Genomic DNA, 15,513 nt, shown 5'->3' on the forward strand with positions numbered 1-15,513 from the left:
ACATAGTAATGAGTCTCAGCACCGTCTTATCAGGCGCCACGAGCCTGATGCCTCACTCCTGGGACCACCAGATGCCGCAGACGCGGGACGGACGGTCCGGTCCAGCGCGGCGAGCCTGCGCACACGGGCGGTGGCCGCCACGAGCGCCAGGCCGTCGGTGGGGCCGCGGTACAGCCGGATCGTGGCGGCACGCAGCCCGAGCGTGCGGGCGACGACCGGCACCTGCCGGTGGCCTTCGACAAAGACCGGGCGGCAGTCGGCGAACGCCCGTGCGGAGCGGGCCGTCGCCTCGAGATCCCGCTCGATCGTGGTCTGGGCGCGCAGCGCCGTGCGCAGCGTCGACAGCCGGTCCAGCTGGGCGGGGATCGTTGCTACCGCGACCGCCCCGAACGCGACCGCCGCAACTGCGACGGCACCGCGGACGTCGCGCCGCAGCCTGCCGGCCGCGCCGCCCACGAGTACGATGAGCACGACCGACGGCAGAAGGAGGTACCGGCCGATCACGGGCGATCCCGCCAGGACCAGTCCGGCGAAGGACAGCAGGCTCAGTCCGCCCAGTGCGACGAGAACGAGTTCCGGGCGCGCTGGTTGCCGGCGCAACGTCAGCAGCGCCAAAAGGCTTCCGACGAGGACCGGTTCCCGGACGATCTCCCCGATGCGCCGGGGTGCCGTGGTGAGCAGCGACCCCAAGCCGGTGTCGCGACCGAGCGCCTGGACGTTCGCGCGCGTGCCTGTCAGCGACCACAAGGGATCGCCGGTGACGGCGAGGTCGCAGAGGAGCCAGACGGCCACCGGGCTCGCCGCGAGGACCATGAGGCCGCGGGGCACGCGTCGGTCCACGCGCCACACCCACGCCAGGTGCGCCGCGGCGAGCACCCAGGCCTCCGGTCGGATGAGACCGGCAATCGCCAGAGGGCCGGCCACACGCGCGCCGGAGGCGTCCCGCGCGAGGCTGCGCGCGGCCGCGAGGGCCAAGACGACGAACAGCACGTCGAGGTACCCGCGCGTCCCGAACGACAGCAACGGGACCGACCCGAGGACCAGCACGACGGCGAGAACGCCCCCGGCACGCCCGCCGATGCTCCGTGCGCAAGAGAAGCACACCACGGCGAGCGCTCCGAGGGTGACGAACGAGAGAACCCGCAGTCCGGTGGCGGCCCCGTCCCCGAGAGGAGAGAGGACGACACCGAGCAGGAGCGCGAGCGGCTTCGGCGTCGGTGCAAGCGGCACGACGAACTCCGGCGCCGACCCGGCCGCGACCTGATAGCCCCAGAGCAGCCCATAGGCGGCGTCGTAGTTGACCGAGCCGCCGGCAAAGAGCGCCCAGAGTGCCGCTGCAACGGTCGCTGCCGCGATCGGTGCGGCCCAGGCGGTCGAGTGCGGGGGCACGGAGCGTGAATCTACTACGCTGTATCGGAGGTCGGCCCGCTCCCGCTTTCCCGCACAAGGACCCCATGAGCACCAATCTGAAGATCAGCCTCGGCCTCGTCGTCGTCGCGCTCGCCGTCATCCTCGGTCTCGCGCTCGGCAACAGCGCGTCGGACCAGCCGACAGCGGCGACGCCCGCACCCGAAACCGTGGCGTCGACTCCGGTCATGCGCGCTGACACCCACAAGCTGGACGTCGCCGCCGACGGGAAGGTGACGCTCGTCGAGTTCCTCGACTTCGAGTGTGAGGCCTGCGCCGCCGTCTACCCGCTGATCGAGGAGCTGCGTAAGGAGTACGCGGGTCGCATGACGTTCGCCATCCGCTACTTCCCGCTCCCGGGGCACCGCAACGGCAAGATCGCTGCGCAGGCGGTCGAGGCGGCGTCCAAGCAGGGCAAGCTCGAGCCGATGTACAAGCGCATGTACGAGACCCAGAAAGAGTGGGGGGAGTCCAAGGACTCCAAGAAGGACGTCTTCATCGGGTACGCCGAAGACCTCGGGCTCGACATGACGAAGTTCCAGGCGGACCTCGAATCGCCGGCGACGATCGCGCGGATAGAGAAGGACATGCAGGACGGCGCGAACCTCGGGGTCGTCAGCACCCCGACGCTCTTCCTCAACGGTGAGATGATGAACCTCCAGTCGGCCGACCAGCTGCGCTCCGACATCGAGTCCGCCTTCACCGCCAGGTGAGCACCGAGCCGCAGCGCAACGCGCCGGCGTTCCTGGATCGGGTCGTCGGGTGGGTGTTGCTCGTTCCCGGGGCGGTCGCGCTCGCGGCCGCGGTCATCCTCATGGTCGAGAAGGTCCGGGTGCTGGAGGATCCGACCCATGTGCCCGCCTGCACCATCGACGCCGTGCTGGCGTGCGGCTCGGTCCTGACGTCGGACCAGGCGGAGGCGTTCGGCTTTCCCAACCCGCTGATCGGGATCGCCGGGTTCGCGGTCGTCTTCGCGTTCGGGCTCGTCCTGGTCGCCGGTGGTCGGCTGCCCCGTTCCGTGTGGCTGATCGCGCAGGTCGGCCTGGGATACGCCGTGATCTTCGTCCACTGGCTGATCTTCCAGAGCGTGTATCGCATCGAGGCGCTCTGTCCGTACTGCATGGTCGTCTGGGTCATGACGATCTCGATGTTCGTGTACGTGACGCTCGCGAACGTCAGCTCCGGGCGGCTCCCGGTCCCGGCACGCTTGGAAGGGCCGGTCGCGCGGCTCGTGAGTCTCCACGGCGTGGTGCTCACGGTCTGGCTGCTGGTGGTCGGCGCCGTCCTGGCGCAGGGGTTCTGGGACTACTGGATGGACAAGATCTGAGCGAGTCTCACGACTGGCCGTCGAGTGCGTGACGTTCCGCGCGCTCATCGGCCCGGTCGGCCTCCCCGAGCGCGCGGATGAAGAGGAAGGCGAGCGCGATCCCCATGACCACCGACTGCTCGATCGCCATGATGGCTCCGGCCAGGGCCTGGTCGTCCAGGGCACTCAACCCCCAGTAGCGGGGCCCGTTCGCGTAGACGTCGTACAGGGGGCGAGGGGCGAACGTCAGGAAGATCCCGAGGATTCCGACGAGCACCTTCGTGACGACCATGCAGACGACCGGTCCGAGGCCGGCGAGTCCGTGGCGGGCTCGGATCGGGGAGAGCAGATGCCACCAGTAGAGCGCGCCTCCGAAGGTGAACGAGACGTGTTCCAGGATGTGGATCGCTGACGATTCGACCGCCGAGTCGTAGAGCGCCGGGATGTGCCACACCCACATGACGCCGACGTAGAGCAGGATCGCGAAGACCGGACCGGCCCACCAGCCCGCCTGCCGTTCCAGCGGCTGGAGCAGGCGCGTGACGGGGCGCAGGAGGACCTTGGTCAACCCGAGGATCAGCAGGATCGGGACGACGTCGAGCAGCAGCACGTGCTGCACCATGTGCATCGCGAAGAGCTGCTCGCCCAGCGCGTCGAGCGGGGAGAACAGGGCAGTGCTGAGGCTGACGATGCCGCCGAGGAACACGAGCAGCCGCCAGATCGGCGCGTCGCGTGCACCCGACGGCGTCCGTCTGACCGCTCGCCAGCGCCACACGTAGCCCCCAAGCAGCAGTGCGACGAGCAGCGCCGGGCCGGGAGCGAACGTCCACGAGGTGTCCGGTGTCATCGCTGCCGGGCCGAGGTGTCCTCGTCGGCGCTCAGCTGAAGCTGTCCCACCGGCGCAGCTCCGGCAGCGGATCGATGCCCTCGCCGCCGGTGTACCAGCCCGGGGCGGTCCACAGCTCGAAGTGCAGGTGGCACCCGGAGGCGCGTCCGGTCTGGCCCACGTACCCGATCCGCTGGCCGGCCCGGACGCGTGCGCCCTTCTTCACGAGCGCGCGGTCGCGCATGTGCATATAGGTGTAGGAGCGGCCGGTCTTGTCCTGCAGGACGACGTAGTTGCCGGCCCGGGACTGCACGGCCTCGAACTGCACGGTACCCGGGCGGGCCGCCACCAGTGGGGTGCCGCAGCGCGCGAACATGTCCTGCCCGCCATGGCCCCGTCCACCGCCGAAGTCGTTGGTCGCCGACTGGCCGAGGTCGTGCTTGCCGCGGATCGGGAAGATCGCGTCGTGGACCTGCACGGCGGCGGAGCTCGCCTGGGACGCCGTCGGCTGTCCGGCGAGGCGCAGGACGTATCGCCCTTCGGGGACAACGGCGCCGTCGACCGTGCCGTCCCACCGCTGCTCGCCGGGGCCCGCGGCTACGGGCCAGGACCGCATGACGGCACCGTTGTCGACGCGGGCCGCCTCGACGGTGCCCGCGACGGAAGCGGTGTACTGCAGCAGCATCCGCTTGCGCGAGCCGGCGATCAGGGCCTCACCAGGTGCGAGATCGGTCGTGCCGCCGGTGACGTCGGCCTGGGGGACGGGCGTGGTGAGGATGCGCAGGCGCGCGGTCCGGCCGGACCCGCCGGCTGGGCTCACGAGGCGCAGCGGACCGCTGCGCGCGCCGCGCGGCACGGTCAAGGCCAGGGCGGTCGGCGATGCGGACGTCGGCGTGGCGGTCCGGTCGTCTTTTGAGTTCTTGCCGCCGAGGAACACCACGCGGGTCACTCCGTCCAGGCCGGTGCCGGCCACGGTGAGCGACTGGCCGTGCCGACAGGCCCAGCTCTCGCCCGACGCGCATGTCGCTGCGGTTGCGCGGGCCGGGTCGGGGATCGTCGCGCCGCCCGCGTTGGGAGCGCCGGTGGCGCCGGCGGGCGCCAGGAGCGCCACGGTGGGCGCGAGTACGACGAGGAACAGCCTGGTGTAGGTCAACGCGAATCTCTTTTCGTCTGCCTACGGGGTTAGCTGACGGACTCGCGCGGAAAAGTCGCGCTACGACACGAGGTCGATTCGCCCCAGGAGTGGGTCCCCCGCTCGCCGTGACCGGTGCCACGACGACTCGGCGCTGCTATGACGCCACAAGCGTACTACGATCCGTCGTAGACGATGACTCGATACCTCGCGATTCTCGGCGTCTGCGCCGCACTCCTCGTCGGCTGTGGAGGTGATTCGGCGTCGGACGGCAGCTCAGCGGAACCCCGTGGGCCGTCGTCCTCGGCGCTGCGCACAAAGCTCACCGAGGCGACGGCGGTCGACCTCGCCCGGTTCCCGAAGCCGGGGCAGAAGACGCTCGACGAGCTCAGCCGGTCGCTCGACGGAGCCGGCCCTCAAGTCGCACTGGGAACCAGCATCCACCCGTCGACTCGCACCCGTCTGGCGTTCGGCCTGATCGACGAGAAGACCGGATTCGTCTACGCGCCGTCCGTGGTCTACCTGGCGAAGGGCAGGAAGGCACGCGTCCTCGGGCCGTTCGCCGCGCCGGCGGACCTCCTGGTCACCGATCCGCCGTTCCGCTCCCGGCAGGCGGCCAGCGAGAAGGACCCGTTCGCGGCGATCTACGATGCGCGCGTGACGGTCGACGGCCCAGGCACCTACAACGTGCTGGTCGCCAGCGACATCAACGGCAAGCTCATCGGGTCCGGCACACAGATCAAGGTGGTCGACGGCAAGGCCGACGCGGTGCCCGACGTCGGCGAGCCGGCACCGCGGACGCCCACCGACACCGTCGAATCCGCCGGCGGCGACCTCGAGTCCATCGACACGCGACTGCCGCCCGACGACCTCCACGAGGACAGCCTTGCGGACGTCCTGGGCAAGAAGCCGGTCGCACTGGTCTTCGCGACACCGCAGCTCTGCGAGTCACGGGTGTGCGGACCCGTCGTCGACATCGCAGCTCAGCTCGAGTCCGAGTACGGGGACCGCGTCAGCTTCATCCACCAGGAGGTCTACGTGGAGAACTCGTTCGACAAGGGCCTGCGCGCGCCGCTGAAGGCCTTCAACCTGCCGTCGGAGCCGTGGCTGTTCACCATCGACGCCCAGGGGCGCGTCGCCGAACGACTCGAGGGCTCCTTCGGGTTCCGCTCCTTCGAGGGCGCGATCCGCAAGGCCCTCGACCAGTAGCGGACCTACGCGCCGCCGGCCGGCTTCTTGCCCGCGAGCCGCCGCAGCTCCTTGCGACGCTCGGGGTCGAGCTGCTGGATCGAGCGGGCGAAGTGGACCAGGACGGTGTCGCCGTACTCGTCCACGAGGTTGGCCACCTCACCGGCGGCGCGGCGCTCCTCGTAGTCCGCCCGTGTCATCGCGGCCGAGTAGTGGTCGGTCTTGCCCGAGCGGCGGCGCACGAGCAGCTCCTTCTCCGCGAGCCGGCTCATGACGGTCATCACCGTCGTGTACGCGCGCGTCTTGTCGGCGCGGGCGTTGAGCCCGTCGAGGACCTCACGGACCGTCGACTCGCGACGCGACCAGATCTCGAGCATCACCTCACGCTCGAGCTCGTGCAGTTCCGGGAGTCGCTTCTGGGGCACGGACGGAGTCTACTGCGCCACTCCAAAGCACTACAGGGCGTAGTATTGCCGGGTGCTCGTCCCCGCGCGTCTGCGTGCTCCCGCGCTCCTGGCGGCCGCCATGTTGCTCCTGCTGCCGACCTCGGCGGCCGCCCACGGGCTCGTCATCCGGGCCGACCTTCCGATTCCCGAATGGCTGTTCGGCTTCGGGGCCGCGACGGTGGTCCTCGTGACCTTCGTCCTGCTGGCGATCGCGTGGCGGACGCCCCGCTTGGAGGGTCGTGGCGACCCGCGCTGGCTGCCGACGCGGGTCGGCGCCGCGCTGACGTCCCGCGCGATCGAGGCCGTGGGCGGGGTCGTGGGAGTCCTGACCCTGGGGGTGGTGATCTGGGCGGGATTCGCGGGGACAGACACCCCGACCGCCAACATCGGCCCGACCCTCGTCTACATCACCATGTGGCTCGGGTTCGTGCCGCTCAGCATCGTCATTGGCGACGTCTTCCGCCTGGTCAATCCGTGGCGGGCGATCGGTCGCGGCTTCGGATTCGTCACCGGGCGACTCGAGATGCCAGAGCCGCTCCCGTACCCGGACCGGCTTGGAAATTGGCCGGCGGCAGCAGGCCTTCTGGCCTTCGCGTGGCTCGAGCTGGTGGCGACGGACGGCGACCTCCCGTCGAACGTCGCGCTTGCGACCTGCATCTACACGGCGGTCCAGTTCGTCGGCATGTCGCTCTTCGGCGTCCGGGCGTGGTGTGACCGGGCGGAGGCGTTCGGCGTGTACTTCAACCTGCTGTCCCGCATCTCGCCCTGGGTCCGTGACGGTCGGCGGATCGGCCTGCGGCCCCCGTTGGCCGGGTTGGCCGCACTGCCGGTTCGCTCGGGCACCGTGGCGCTGCTGGCGGTCATCATCGGGTCGACATCCTTCGACGGCTTCAGCGGTGGAGCCACCTGGCAGGACTGGACCCGGTCCCTGCTGGACACGTTCGACGGCCTCGGGCTCAGCGCTCGCTACGACCTGGAGCTGGCCTACGCCGTCGGGCTCGTGGGGGCGGTGCTCGCTGTCGCGGCGTTCTTCTTCCTGGGTGCTGCGCTGACGCGGTACGCGGCGAAGGATGACCGGAGCGTCGGGGAGATCGCGCGGCTCTTCGTCCACGGCCTGGTACCCATCGGCGCGGCGTACATCGCCGCCCACTACGTCAGCCTGCTCCTGCTCCAAGGACAGTCGCTGGGCTATCTGGCGAGTGACCCGCTGGGCGACGGGTCCGACCTGCTGGGTACCGCCACCTGGACCATCGACTACGGGTGGATCAGCCCCGAGCTGTTCTGGTACTCGCAGGTCGCGTTCGTCGTGCTCGGCCACGTTGCCGCCCTTGCCGTCGCGCACGATCGCGCTCTCGTGCTGTATCGCGACGCCGGTCGGGCGACCCGGTCGCAGGCGGGCATGCTCGCCGTCATGGTCGGCTTCACGATCCTCGCGCTGTGGCTGCTCTCCGAAGCGGCCAAGGGATAGCCGGCCCGCATGGTCCTCGCCCACGCCGGGGACGTGCTGGTGTCCATGATCTACCTCGCTCCCGTGGTCATCCTGGTCGGGGCCCTGGTCGTCGCTCGTCATCGCGACAACGGCGACGAGCTCCGCGAGTGGGACGACGAGGACGACGACCTGCTCGACCTCGGCGACGATCAGCCCTGAACGCCGGCGGGCAGCGGGCGCCGGTCGCGCCCTGACGGCGACGTCCCACGCCTCGTAGCGAGGACCCAGACGCACAGCAGCATCACGGCGCCGACCGGGAGCCCCACGCTCGCCGGGCTGTCGAGTTCGGCGGTGGTGCTGAACGCCAGCGCGTTGTTCAGGACGTGCAGTGCGATCGGTGCGGCGAGTGACCCCGTCCGCTCGTACAGCACGCACATCAGTGCGCCCAGCACGACGAGCAACGGGATCAGGGGCAGCACGTCCGGGTCCCCGAGATGGACTGCGCCAAAGAGCACACCGACGAACAACGCAGCCCCGACCGGTCCCAGCCCGTTGCGCGCGGCGCGGTAGACGAAGCCGCGGAAGAAGAACTCCTCGACCACCGGCGCGAGCACGATCACCACGACCGCCGCCGCCAGCAGACCAGCTCCGCCGCGGTCGGCTCCCAGGCGTTCCAGGGTGTCCTGGTCGCCGCCGTCGCTGATCACCAGGCCGTAGAGCCAACTGAATCCGTAGAACAGGACCGCCGCGACCGCGACGGCCACGGCCAGGTTCGTCCGCGTGACCCGGACGAGCCCGAAATCCGCCGGCCGCGGGGGGGATGGCGCACCGACAGAGCGAACACCAGAGGCACCGCGACGAGCATGAGGTCCTGCCACACCGTCGCCAAGATCGCCCCATCGGCCGACAGCCCACCCTCTGGATCGGTGACGCCGGCGGCCACGAGAATCCCTGCGCCGACACCCGCAATTACGAAGGCCGCGAACGGCGCGACGAGGCTCCACCACACGGGCCACGAATCTCGATTCACCGCCCCTACGGTACTACTACGCGCGATAGGAGATCAGGTTGGTGCGGACCATGGGCGCCGCGGGCGAGGCCACAGCGCGAGAACACCGATGGCTGCCGCGATCCCCGCGATCACCGTCGGGTGCGGGTGGCCGTCGCACCCGACGCCCGGGGCGCAGGCCGTGCTCGTCAAGATCAACGCTGCGGCCGCCGCCAGCCCGCAGACGGCGACCGCGATCCGCACGAGCTCCGCCACGGGAAGCGCACGTCGCCGGCGCCCGAGCAGGCCGTCGACACGTGCGGCGTGCACGCCGCCACCCGGCCACGTATCTCCCTCCAAGAGCGCGCCGGCGAGTGCCTGTGGGCTGGCGGTGAGCAGCGCAGCCCGGTCGGCCGCCAGTTCCCGGCGCACCTCGCACGCGTCGGCCAACCGGCGGGCGCCGCCGACGGCAAAACCCTCGACCAGCGCCCGGGCGAGCATCGCGCGCACAGGGTCACGGCGGCGCGCATGATGGCGCTCGTGCTCGAGCACCGCGACCAGCTCATGACGCGACAAGGCGTCGATCGTCCCGGTCGACAGGATGACCTTCGGGGACAAGACGCCCACGCAGCCGACGAACGGCCGTTCGTCGTCCAGCACACGTACGGCGATGCCGGCGACGGTCCGTGCTCGCGATCCACGAGCGAGAGCGGTCATCACGGCGCGCGACTCCGTCATGCAACGCTGCAGCTCGCGGCCTGTCCGGATCAGGACGACACCACCGGCTGTCGCGAGCGCCGCAGCCAGAAGGCGTACCGCGGTCGACGGATGGTGGAACGCGATGGCATCCATCGCGACGGCGACCGCCGCGGAGAACGACGCGAGCAGCAGAGCAGAAGCGGCGCCGGGCCGCAGGAGGAGGCGCGATCCACGCACGGCTGAAACTGTACGGGGTCTACGTGCCGACGGCGGACAGCAGCCACAGGCCCAGACAGGTGTACCCGACCATGACGGCCAGCATCCAGTACTGCGACCGCACCGCGTCCCGATGGCTGCGGAAGATCACCAGCGACCGGTCGTGCGCGAGGACGAGGCCCGCGACGTGGCCGGCGATCAGGGCCCCGACCTGCACGTACCAGATCACCGACGTCGACACGGCGTTCAGATCGACACGGGCGTCCGCGGTCCCCAGGAGGTCCGAGCCGGTCGCCAGCGGGTCGGAGATCATGAACGCCAGCGCCTGACCTTGGAAGATCACCAGGCTGAAGTAATGCGCCACGACGTAGGCCAACGCGATGGGTACGAGACTGTGGGCGAAGCGCTCGCCGAGCTTCCCCTTGTCGACCCCGGGTCGCAGGGCGGCCATGCCCGAGACTGCAATCGCGTACAGCCCGGCGATGAGTGCGACGCAGAAGGCGAGACCGAGCGTGTCCACCACGGCGCGCGCGACCTCGGCGCCGAGCCCGACGTCTCCCAGCCACGACACGACGTCGGGTGAGATGGTGGTCCACAGGCCTCCCTGGGAGGCGCCGTCGAAGCTGGTCGTCCCGATCATCGCGCAGAGCACCGCGAGGGTCCCCCGGGGAGTGGCGACCTGTGCGAGCCCGGCGAGCGGGAGCCGGAAGCCGACCCGTCCGTCCTTCCACCAGACGGGAGCCATCGCGGCGATGAGCGAGAACGCGACGGCGAATCCGTCGGCGTTGCGCAGCCAGTGCTCGATGCCGTAGCGCCGCATGCCCCACAGCTGCGCCGCGAAGTACCCGACCGCGAGGAGCGCGACGACGCGCGGCTCGTCGCCGAAGGGTGCGACCAGCTCCACCCACGCGAAGAGCACGATCGTCGCAGCCGCAGGGAACCGTCCCAGGCGCGGCGGATACACGTGCGTGGCGCTCACCTCGCTGAACCGCAGCGCTCGAGCCACGGCGCGCCACGGACTGATCGCGCGGAACACGTCGCCCAGAAGCAGCGAGAGGGCGGGCGTTGCGACCCAGAAGACGACGTAGACAGCGGTCGGAGCGAGGTTGCGTGCCGCATCTTGCTCGCCGAAGACCCCGGCCACGACCACCAGCATGAACGCGAGGACGCCCGCGGCTCCGGCCGCCGCCTCCAGCCAACGCGGGACGGTCAGGCTGCGCGTCGGCGTGGGCACCTCGCCTTCGAAGCGCGTCCGGCTCCATCCCACCGACAGTCCGGCGAACGAGACGACGAGCACGACCGCGGCAGTCCACGCGAAGAGCCACTGCGGAACCGGAAGGTCCAGCCGCCCGACCAGGCCATGGGCCGAGGCCACCGGCGGAACGGTCAGGGCGACCGCGCTCAGCAGCAGAGCGCCGACGATGACGCCACGCGTCGGCGTCACGGATCGATTCGCAGCTCGGCGATCGGCACGGCGGAGTTCTCGAGCTCGAGCTCAAAGATCCCGGTGATGTCGGCCTTGAACGTGAACCGCGCATCACGGCCCGGCGCGACGGCCTTCTCGATGTCGTAGCCGTGAAGGTGCGCGTTCTCGCCGCGGTCGCTCTTGACGACAAACCGGACCGTCTCGTCCTTCTTCGCGCGGATCTTCTGGACGCCGCCGACGGGGGCGAGGTTCTTGACCTCGACGACTTCCGGCTCCGGAGTCGGTTCCGGGGTCGGGGCAGGTGTCGCTGCCGACTCCGGTGCCACCGTGCCGCTCGGCTGCGGTGTGGTGACGGCGGGTTGCGTCGCCGACGTCTCCGACGCGCCGTCGTCGTCGGAGGGCCGCAGCGCCACGAAGGCGCCGATCAGCGTCGCGAGGGTGAGCATGACGACAAGGAGGCGTGAGGAGCGAGACATGCAGGACCCTTCGGTCGAAGACGCCCTGAATGTACTACGCAGCGTCGTTCGGAAGCGCGAGCCCGGTCGCCCGACGAGCAGTCCGGCGTGCGCTCAGCTCGGCGGACCTGCGGCGACGTCGGTGCACAGTCGCCGCACCTCTTCCAGGAGCACGGACAGTCCGGGCTGCTCCATCGGCCAGTGCTCGCAGCCCTCGAGCCCGGCGAAGCGCTTCGCACCCGGGATCTCGTCGAGCACGGACCGCGACCAGACCACAGGAGTCCACCGATCGGCCAGGGGATGGGCGAGCAGTACGGGACAGCGGTCGAAGTGCGCCGGTTCGACGGCCGGCTGGAAGGTCATCCACGACCGCATCAGCCCGAGGGCGACGCGGCGGCCGCCGCCCTGCGGGTCACGCCGGCAGAGCGCATTGATCGCTGGGACCGACGACATCCGCTCGATGGGAGCCAGCAGCGGCATCGGCATCCGGACGGGATCGGCCGCGGGTAGACGCAGCGCCCAAGCCGGCGTGGGGAAGCGACCGGCGCCCCGGCGGACCTCCGCGCGGCGTGGATCCATGAGCGTCGTGGCCGCGACCCCGTCGATGACGCCTGGGGGCGCTGCGGCGGCTGCATGGAGGGCGAGCATCCCGCCCATGCTCAGACCAAAAAGCACCACTCGTCGCCCCTTGGCGTGCTCCACCGCAGCGAGGTCGGCGGCCAGGGCGACCCAGTCGTCGTACCGCACTGAGCGGGCGTCGCAGTCGGTCAGCCCATACCCGGGCAGGTCGGGCAGCACGACCTCGTGCTCGGCGTCATGCAATCCGCGGCCGAGCGGGGCGAGCATGCGCCCGTAACCACCGCCGCCGTGCAGCACGATGACCGCCGTCTTCGCCGTCGCCGCTGGAAAGCGGTCGATGTGGATGTCACGCCCACGCCAGTCCCACCGTGCTTCCTCCGGGCCGTCAGGCCCATCCACGCGAAGCTCCGGGGGAGGTGCGGTTGGTAGCGGCGCCAATGCGACGCGTCGGTTGCGTAGGTGCGAGTCATGAGGTGGGCGAGTGCCGCTTAGGGAACGAACTCCGGTCCTTTGTCGGTGTACTTCGCGCGAAACGCACGGATGGCGTCAAAGCTGGCATCGGTGAAACGCGCGCACGTCAGCTGCTGGGTCCACGCGGTGGCGGCGACGGTCGCCTTCATCCTCGTGCGGTTTCGGAACAGGAGCACGTGGTACCCGTCGTTCTCCGACGCGATCGTTTCCAGTTGCGCAACGCGTCGAGCAGGAACGCCGGCCGTGTACTGGATGTTCACGCGGCCGTGCTCGAGCGAGTGCACGGACGCCTCCGTGGTGGGTGCGTCGCCCACCTCGTAGATGCCGTCCTCGGCCGGCACCTGGGCGTGGTCCCCCGAGGTCGGCGGGCTGTCGCGATACGTGACGGGGCCTTCGACATGGGACGAACCCCGGTCGGGCGTGGACGCGAGTTCGCACCCTGCGGCCTTTGCCGCCTCGTCGAGGTCCCCGAGCTTCACCGCGGGGACGGGCGCTGCGTTCGCGCTGCGCGTGCCTCTCTCGGGGTCCACGCCCGTCTCCCCGCCGGAGCTCAGCGCGAGGACGACCGCGATGACCGCGAGGACGCCCGCTGTCGCCGCACCGCCGAGGATCCGAACGTTCCGCGCGCGTCGCCGCTGCTGCTCTTCGGCTGCCGCATGCGCAGCGGCGCGCTCTTGACGACGGCGTTCTTTCTCCTCAGCACGGCTCGACATGAACGCAACCTACTATCTCCCGTAGGAGGATGGATCGGGGAATGCGCCGTCGACGCTGCGTAGGCGAGCGTTTCAGCGGGAGCGGCGCAGGCGTCGGGTCGCGACGAGCAGGAGAAACGCCCCAGCCACTACGGGGATCACCGTCATCGCCACCATGCAGGCTTGCGCGGCCAGCGTCGACGCACTCACAGCGCCGGGGGGGGATGGCGCTCGCGGTGCCCGCGGCGAGCAGAGCGAGACCCGTGACGGTCACCAGTCCGCCCGCGAGCAACGAGACGGGAAGTTCCCAGGACGGTCGTTCGCCGAGCAGGTGATCGACGCGCTCCGGTGCGATTCCTACGACGACGCCCGGGATCGGCGTCTGACCGAAACGCAGCAGCGCCGAGGCCAGCGGTTGCGGGCCGCCCGAGGCGGCTACTGCAGCCTCGTCGGCGGCGATCTCCGCGAACGCCGCGTAGCGCTTGCGCAGGTGCCGCAGGACCGGCACGAAGAACATCGCCTCGCCGAGCACCTTGACCACGAGTAGCCGTAGCGGGTCGCGGCGATCGGCGTGATGGGCTTCGTGCGCGACAACAGCCTCGAGTTCGCCACGGTCCAGATGGCCGAGCGTCCCGGTCGACACGTAGATGGCCGGACGCCACCATCCCGCGCAGTACGCCCGCGGGGTGTCGTCCTCGACCACCAGGACTCGGCGACCAGCGACCATCACTGTGCCCTGCGGGCACTCCGTGCGTTGGAAGCGGCGCAGTGCACGCCACTCGCGCACCAGGGCTCGTACTGCGAGCACAGCGACGGTGACGCTCAGGCTGCCGAGCGCCGTGACCGCGAACGGGCCGGCCCCGGGGTCGGGGGTCACGTAGCGGAGGCACAGATCCATGAAGGCACCGATCGACGCGTCGAACTCGACCGCCCGAACGGCAGCGAATGCCCCGAACGCCGTCGCGAGGACGGCGAGGGCTCCGACGGCCACGGACAGGCGCCAGAGGCAGGCGGCGCTACGCACGCTTGCGCGCCAGTCGGCGCAGCGACTCGCGGCGCGCCGGATCGAGTTTGGCCATCTCGGCCGCGAAGTGCTGCAACGCGACGTCCCCGTACTCGGCCACGAGCTCGCTGACCTGCTCCTGCGCGCGCGCCACGATGTACACGTCACGGGCGACTGCCGGCCGGTACAGGTCGGTCTTGCCCCGGCGCTCGCGCTCCAGCATGCCGCGGTCATGCAGCCGGCGCATCGTGGTCATCACCGTCGTATAGGCGCGCTCGTGATCTGAGCTCTCGTTGAGTTCGCCCAACACCTCGCGGACGGTCACCTCGCCGCGCCGCCAGATGACTTCCATGATCTCCGACTGCACCTCGTGAAGGTGGGGAAGTGGGTCATCCGCGGCCATGTATGACGCACAGTAGTAGGTCGGTCTGCGACCGCGCCGCGGGGCAGAAGTCCCAAGGCGCCAAGTCCGCGCTCTGGTTACTACTAAGGCCTATAGTAGATCGGACCACGAGCTGCAGGGAGAGGACGGGATGCAAGACATGGAGATGGGAATGGAGATGGGGACCGGACTTCCGGCCTGGCTGACGACCTTGTCATGGATGTGGATCGTGGCGGCCGTCGTGTCGAGCGGCTTCATCGTTCGCGACATCCGCAACGGACACCGACAGTCCGCGAAGGCCATGGAGTACGTGTGGCCGCTCGCTGCGCTGTACCTCGGCCCGCTTGCGTGGCCCGTCTACCAGCGCTTCGGGCGTTCCACGGACCAGAGCCCCGCCGCCGACGCAGTGCGCTCGGGGCTCCCGGGAGGCGTGTCGTCGGGCCTCGCGCACATCGTGGCCGTCCCCTTCGTCGTCGCAACTGGCCTGACCCTCTTCGGCCTGGACATGTGGGCGATGGTCGCGATCATCACCGTCCTCGCGACCGGCGGCATCTTCCTGTTCGAGTACGTCTTCTTCACCAAGCGCGACCTTCGGGTCCCGGGCTTTGCCGGCGTGCGCCCCGCACTGATGATCGCGGTCATCGCCGTCGTCGCGTTCGACGTCGGGATGCTCGGCTGGATGCTGATCCTGCACCACACCGAGAACATGCCCGCAGCCGGTGACATCCGGTTCACGTTCCTCATGCAGATCGGTCTGGTGTTGGGAACCCTCACCGCGCTGCCGGCGATGCGCCTCCTGATCGCGCGAGGGATCAAGCCCGTCGCGTAAGCGGCACCACCGACGCGAGAAGGAAGCTCCGGCTCGCGG

The 15,513-nt window shown here is 70.1% G+C and carries 18 protein-coding genes and 1 riboswitch; of the genes, 6 read left to right on the top strand and 12 right to left on the bottom strand.

The genetic code is table 11. The features are described from left to right. Nucleotides 1-15 precede the first annotated feature (15 nt). On the bottom strand, nt 16-1,389 hold the full coding sequence (locus GKE82_RS18980; protein ID WP_154734384.1) for a hypothetical protein: 1,374 nt from the start codon (nt 1,387-1,389) through the stop codon (nt 16-18). A gap of 65 nt (nt 1,390-1,454) precedes the next feature. Between GKE82_RS18980 and GKE82_RS18985 the strand changes: the two genes are divergently transcribed. Then, on the top strand, nt 1,455-2,120 hold the full coding sequence (locus GKE82_RS18985; RefSeq protein ID WP_154734385.1) for a thioredoxin domain-containing protein: 666 nt from the start codon (nt 1,455-1,457) through the stop codon (nt 2,118-2,120). Continuing rightward, nucleotides 2,117-2,734, top strand: a complete 618-nt coding sequence (locus tag GKE82_RS18990; protein ID WP_309233703.1) for a vitamin K epoxide reductase family protein — start codon at nt 2,117-2,119, stop codon at nt 2,732-2,734. The genes GKE82_RS18985 and GKE82_RS18990 overlap by 4 nt, the downstream gene beginning before the upstream one ends. A 7-nt stretch (nt 2,735-2,741) precedes the next feature. Here the strand turns inward: GKE82_RS18990 and GKE82_RS18995 are convergent, their stop codons facing one another. Both GKE82_RS18995 and GKE82_RS19000 read right to left on the bottom strand, forming a co-directional pair. Next, on the bottom strand, nt 2,742-3,560 hold the full coding sequence (locus tag GKE82_RS18995) for a cytochrome c oxidase assembly protein (protein WP_154734386.1): 819 nt from the start codon (nt 3,558-3,560) through the stop codon (nt 2,742-2,744). 31 nt (nt 3,561-3,591) lie between these two features. After that, the gene (locus tag GKE82_RS19000; protein ID WP_154734387.1) at nt 3,592-4,692 is read right to left on the bottom strand and encodes a M23 family metallopeptidase; all 1,101 of its coding nucleotides are present in this window, start codon (nt 4,690-4,692) and stop codon (nt 3,592-3,594) included. 2 nt (nt 4,693-4,694) lie between these two features. Then, nucleotides 4,695-4,835, bottom strand: a riboswitch (cyclic di-AMP (ydaO/yuaA leader). 31 nt (nt 4,836-4,866) lie between these two features. Between GKE82_RS19000 and GKE82_RS19005 the strand changes: the two genes are divergently transcribed. Continuing rightward, entirely contained in the window at nt 4,867-5,880 is a 1,014-nt protein-coding gene (locus GKE82_RS19005) for a hypothetical protein (RefSeq protein ID WP_154734388.1), read from the top strand. A 5-nt stretch (nt 5,881-5,885) separates the two neighbouring features. On the opposite strand, the gene GKE82_RS19010 is transcribed toward GKE82_RS19005, so the two are convergent. Beyond that, complete coding sequence (locus tag GKE82_RS19010) at nt 5,886-6,284, bottom strand: BlaI/MecI/CopY family transcriptional regulator (protein ID WP_154734389.1); 399 nt, start codon at nt 6,282-6,284, stop codon at nt 5,886-5,888. Between the two features lie 325 nt (nt 6,285-6,609). Here GKE82_RS19010 and GKE82_RS19015 point away from each other — a divergent pair, with 325 nt between their 5' ends. Both GKE82_RS19015 and GKE82_RS19020 read left to right on the top strand, forming a co-directional pair. Further along, entirely contained in the window at nt 6,610-7,773 is a 1,164-nt protein-coding gene (locus tag GKE82_RS19015; RefSeq protein ID WP_309233704.1) for a fenitrothion hydrolase, read from the top strand. Nucleotides 7,774-7,782: 9 nt separating this feature from the next. After that, on the top strand, nt 7,783-7,953 hold the full coding sequence (locus GKE82_RS19020) for a hypothetical protein (protein ID WP_154734390.1): 171 nt from the start codon (nt 7,783-7,785) through the stop codon (nt 7,951-7,953). Here GKE82_RS19020 and GKE82_RS19025 read toward each other — a convergent pair. From GKE82_RS19025 to GKE82_RS19060, 8 genes are all read right to left on the bottom strand, one after another. Continuing rightward, nucleotides 7,944-8,498, bottom strand: coding sequence for a CPBP family intramembrane glutamic endopeptidase (locus GKE82_RS19025; protein WP_196189321.1), 555 nt, complete (start codon nt 8,496-8,498; stop codon nt 7,944-7,946). The genes GKE82_RS19020 and GKE82_RS19025 overlap by 10 nt on opposite strands. Before the next feature lie 299 nt (nt 8,499-8,797). Beyond that, a complete protein-coding gene (locus GKE82_RS19030; RefSeq protein WP_154734392.1) occupies nt 8,798-9,658 on the bottom strand; it encodes a M56 family metallopeptidase in 861 nt (286 codons plus the stop codon). A 19-nt stretch (nt 9,659-9,677) separates the two neighbouring features. After that, nucleotides 9,678-11,081: a fenitrothion hydrolase gene (locus GKE82_RS19035; RefSeq protein WP_309233705.1), complete on the bottom strand. Its 1,404-nt coding sequence runs from the start codon at nt 11,079-11,081 to the stop codon at nt 9,678-9,680. Continuing rightward, nucleotides 11,078-11,509, bottom strand: coding sequence for a hypothetical protein (locus GKE82_RS19040; RefSeq protein ID WP_154734393.1), 432 nt, complete (start codon nt 11,507-11,509; stop codon nt 11,078-11,080). Before GKE82_RS19040 ends, GKE82_RS19035 begins: the two co-directional genes overlap by 4 nt. A gap of 123 nt (nt 11,510-11,632) precedes the next feature. After that, on the bottom strand, nt 11,633-12,496 hold the full coding sequence (locus GKE82_RS19045; RefSeq protein ID WP_309233822.1) for an alpha/beta fold hydrolase: 864 nt from the start codon (nt 12,494-12,496) through the stop codon (nt 11,633-11,635). An 89-nt stretch (nt 12,497-12,585) separates the two neighbouring features. After that, nucleotides 12,586-13,281, bottom strand: a complete 696-nt coding sequence (locus GKE82_RS19050) for a DUF3105 domain-containing protein (protein ID WP_154734395.1) — start codon at nt 13,279-13,281, stop codon at nt 12,586-12,588. Continuing rightward, nucleotides 13,265-14,251, bottom strand: coding sequence for a M56 family metallopeptidase (locus GKE82_RS19055; protein ID WP_154734396.1), 987 nt, complete (start codon nt 14,249-14,251; stop codon nt 13,265-13,267). Before GKE82_RS19055 ends, GKE82_RS19050 begins: the two co-directional genes overlap by 17 nt. Nucleotides 14,252-14,276: 25 nt before the next feature. Further along, on the bottom strand, nt 14,277-14,630 hold the full coding sequence (locus GKE82_RS19060) for a BlaI/MecI/CopY family transcriptional regulator (RefSeq protein ID WP_196189323.1): 354 nt from the start codon (nt 14,628-14,630) through the stop codon (nt 14,277-14,279). A gap of 244 nt (nt 14,631-14,874) precedes the next feature. Here GKE82_RS19060 and GKE82_RS19065 point away from each other — a divergent pair, with 244 nt between their 5' ends. After that, a complete protein-coding gene (locus GKE82_RS19065) occupies nt 14,875-15,474 on the top strand; it encodes a DUF4396 domain-containing protein (RefSeq protein WP_196189324.1) in 600 nt (199 codons plus the stop codon). Nucleotides 15,475-15,513 lie beyond the last annotated feature (39 nt).

Origin of the sequence: Conexibacter sp. W3-3-2, from assembly GCF_009707605.1 — a bacterium.
In the GTDB taxonomy this organism is placed as follows: Bacteria; Actinomycetota; Thermoleophilia; order Solirubrobacterales; family Solirubrobacteraceae; genus Paraconexibacter; species Paraconexibacter algicola.

Bases quoted from the DNA above. Each gene is read 5' to 3' on its own strand.
- GKE82_RS18985 (WP_154734385.1), top strand. From the start codon at position 1,455: ATGAGCACCAATCTGAAGATCAGCCTCGGCCTCGTCGTCGTCGCGCTC.
- GKE82_RS18995 (WP_154734386.1), bottom strand. From the start codon at position 3,560: ATGACACCGGACACCTCGTGGACGTTCGCTCCCGGCCCGGCGCTGCTC.
- GKE82_RS19005 (WP_154734388.1), top strand. From the start codon at position 4,867: ATGACTCGATACCTCGCGATTCTCGGCGTCTGCGCCGCACTCCTCGTC.
- GKE82_RS19020 (WP_154734390.1), top strand. From the start codon at position 7,783: ATGGTCCTCGCCCACGCCGGGGACGTGCTGGTGTCCATGATCTACCTC.
- GKE82_RS19040 (WP_154734393.1), bottom strand. From the start codon at position 11,509: ATGCTCACCCTCGCGACGCTGATCGGCGCCTTCGTGGCGCTGCGGCCC.
- GKE82_RS19050 (WP_154734395.1), bottom strand. From the start codon at position 13,281: ATGTCGAGCCGTGCTGAGGAGAAAGAACGCCGTCGTCAAGAGCGCGCC.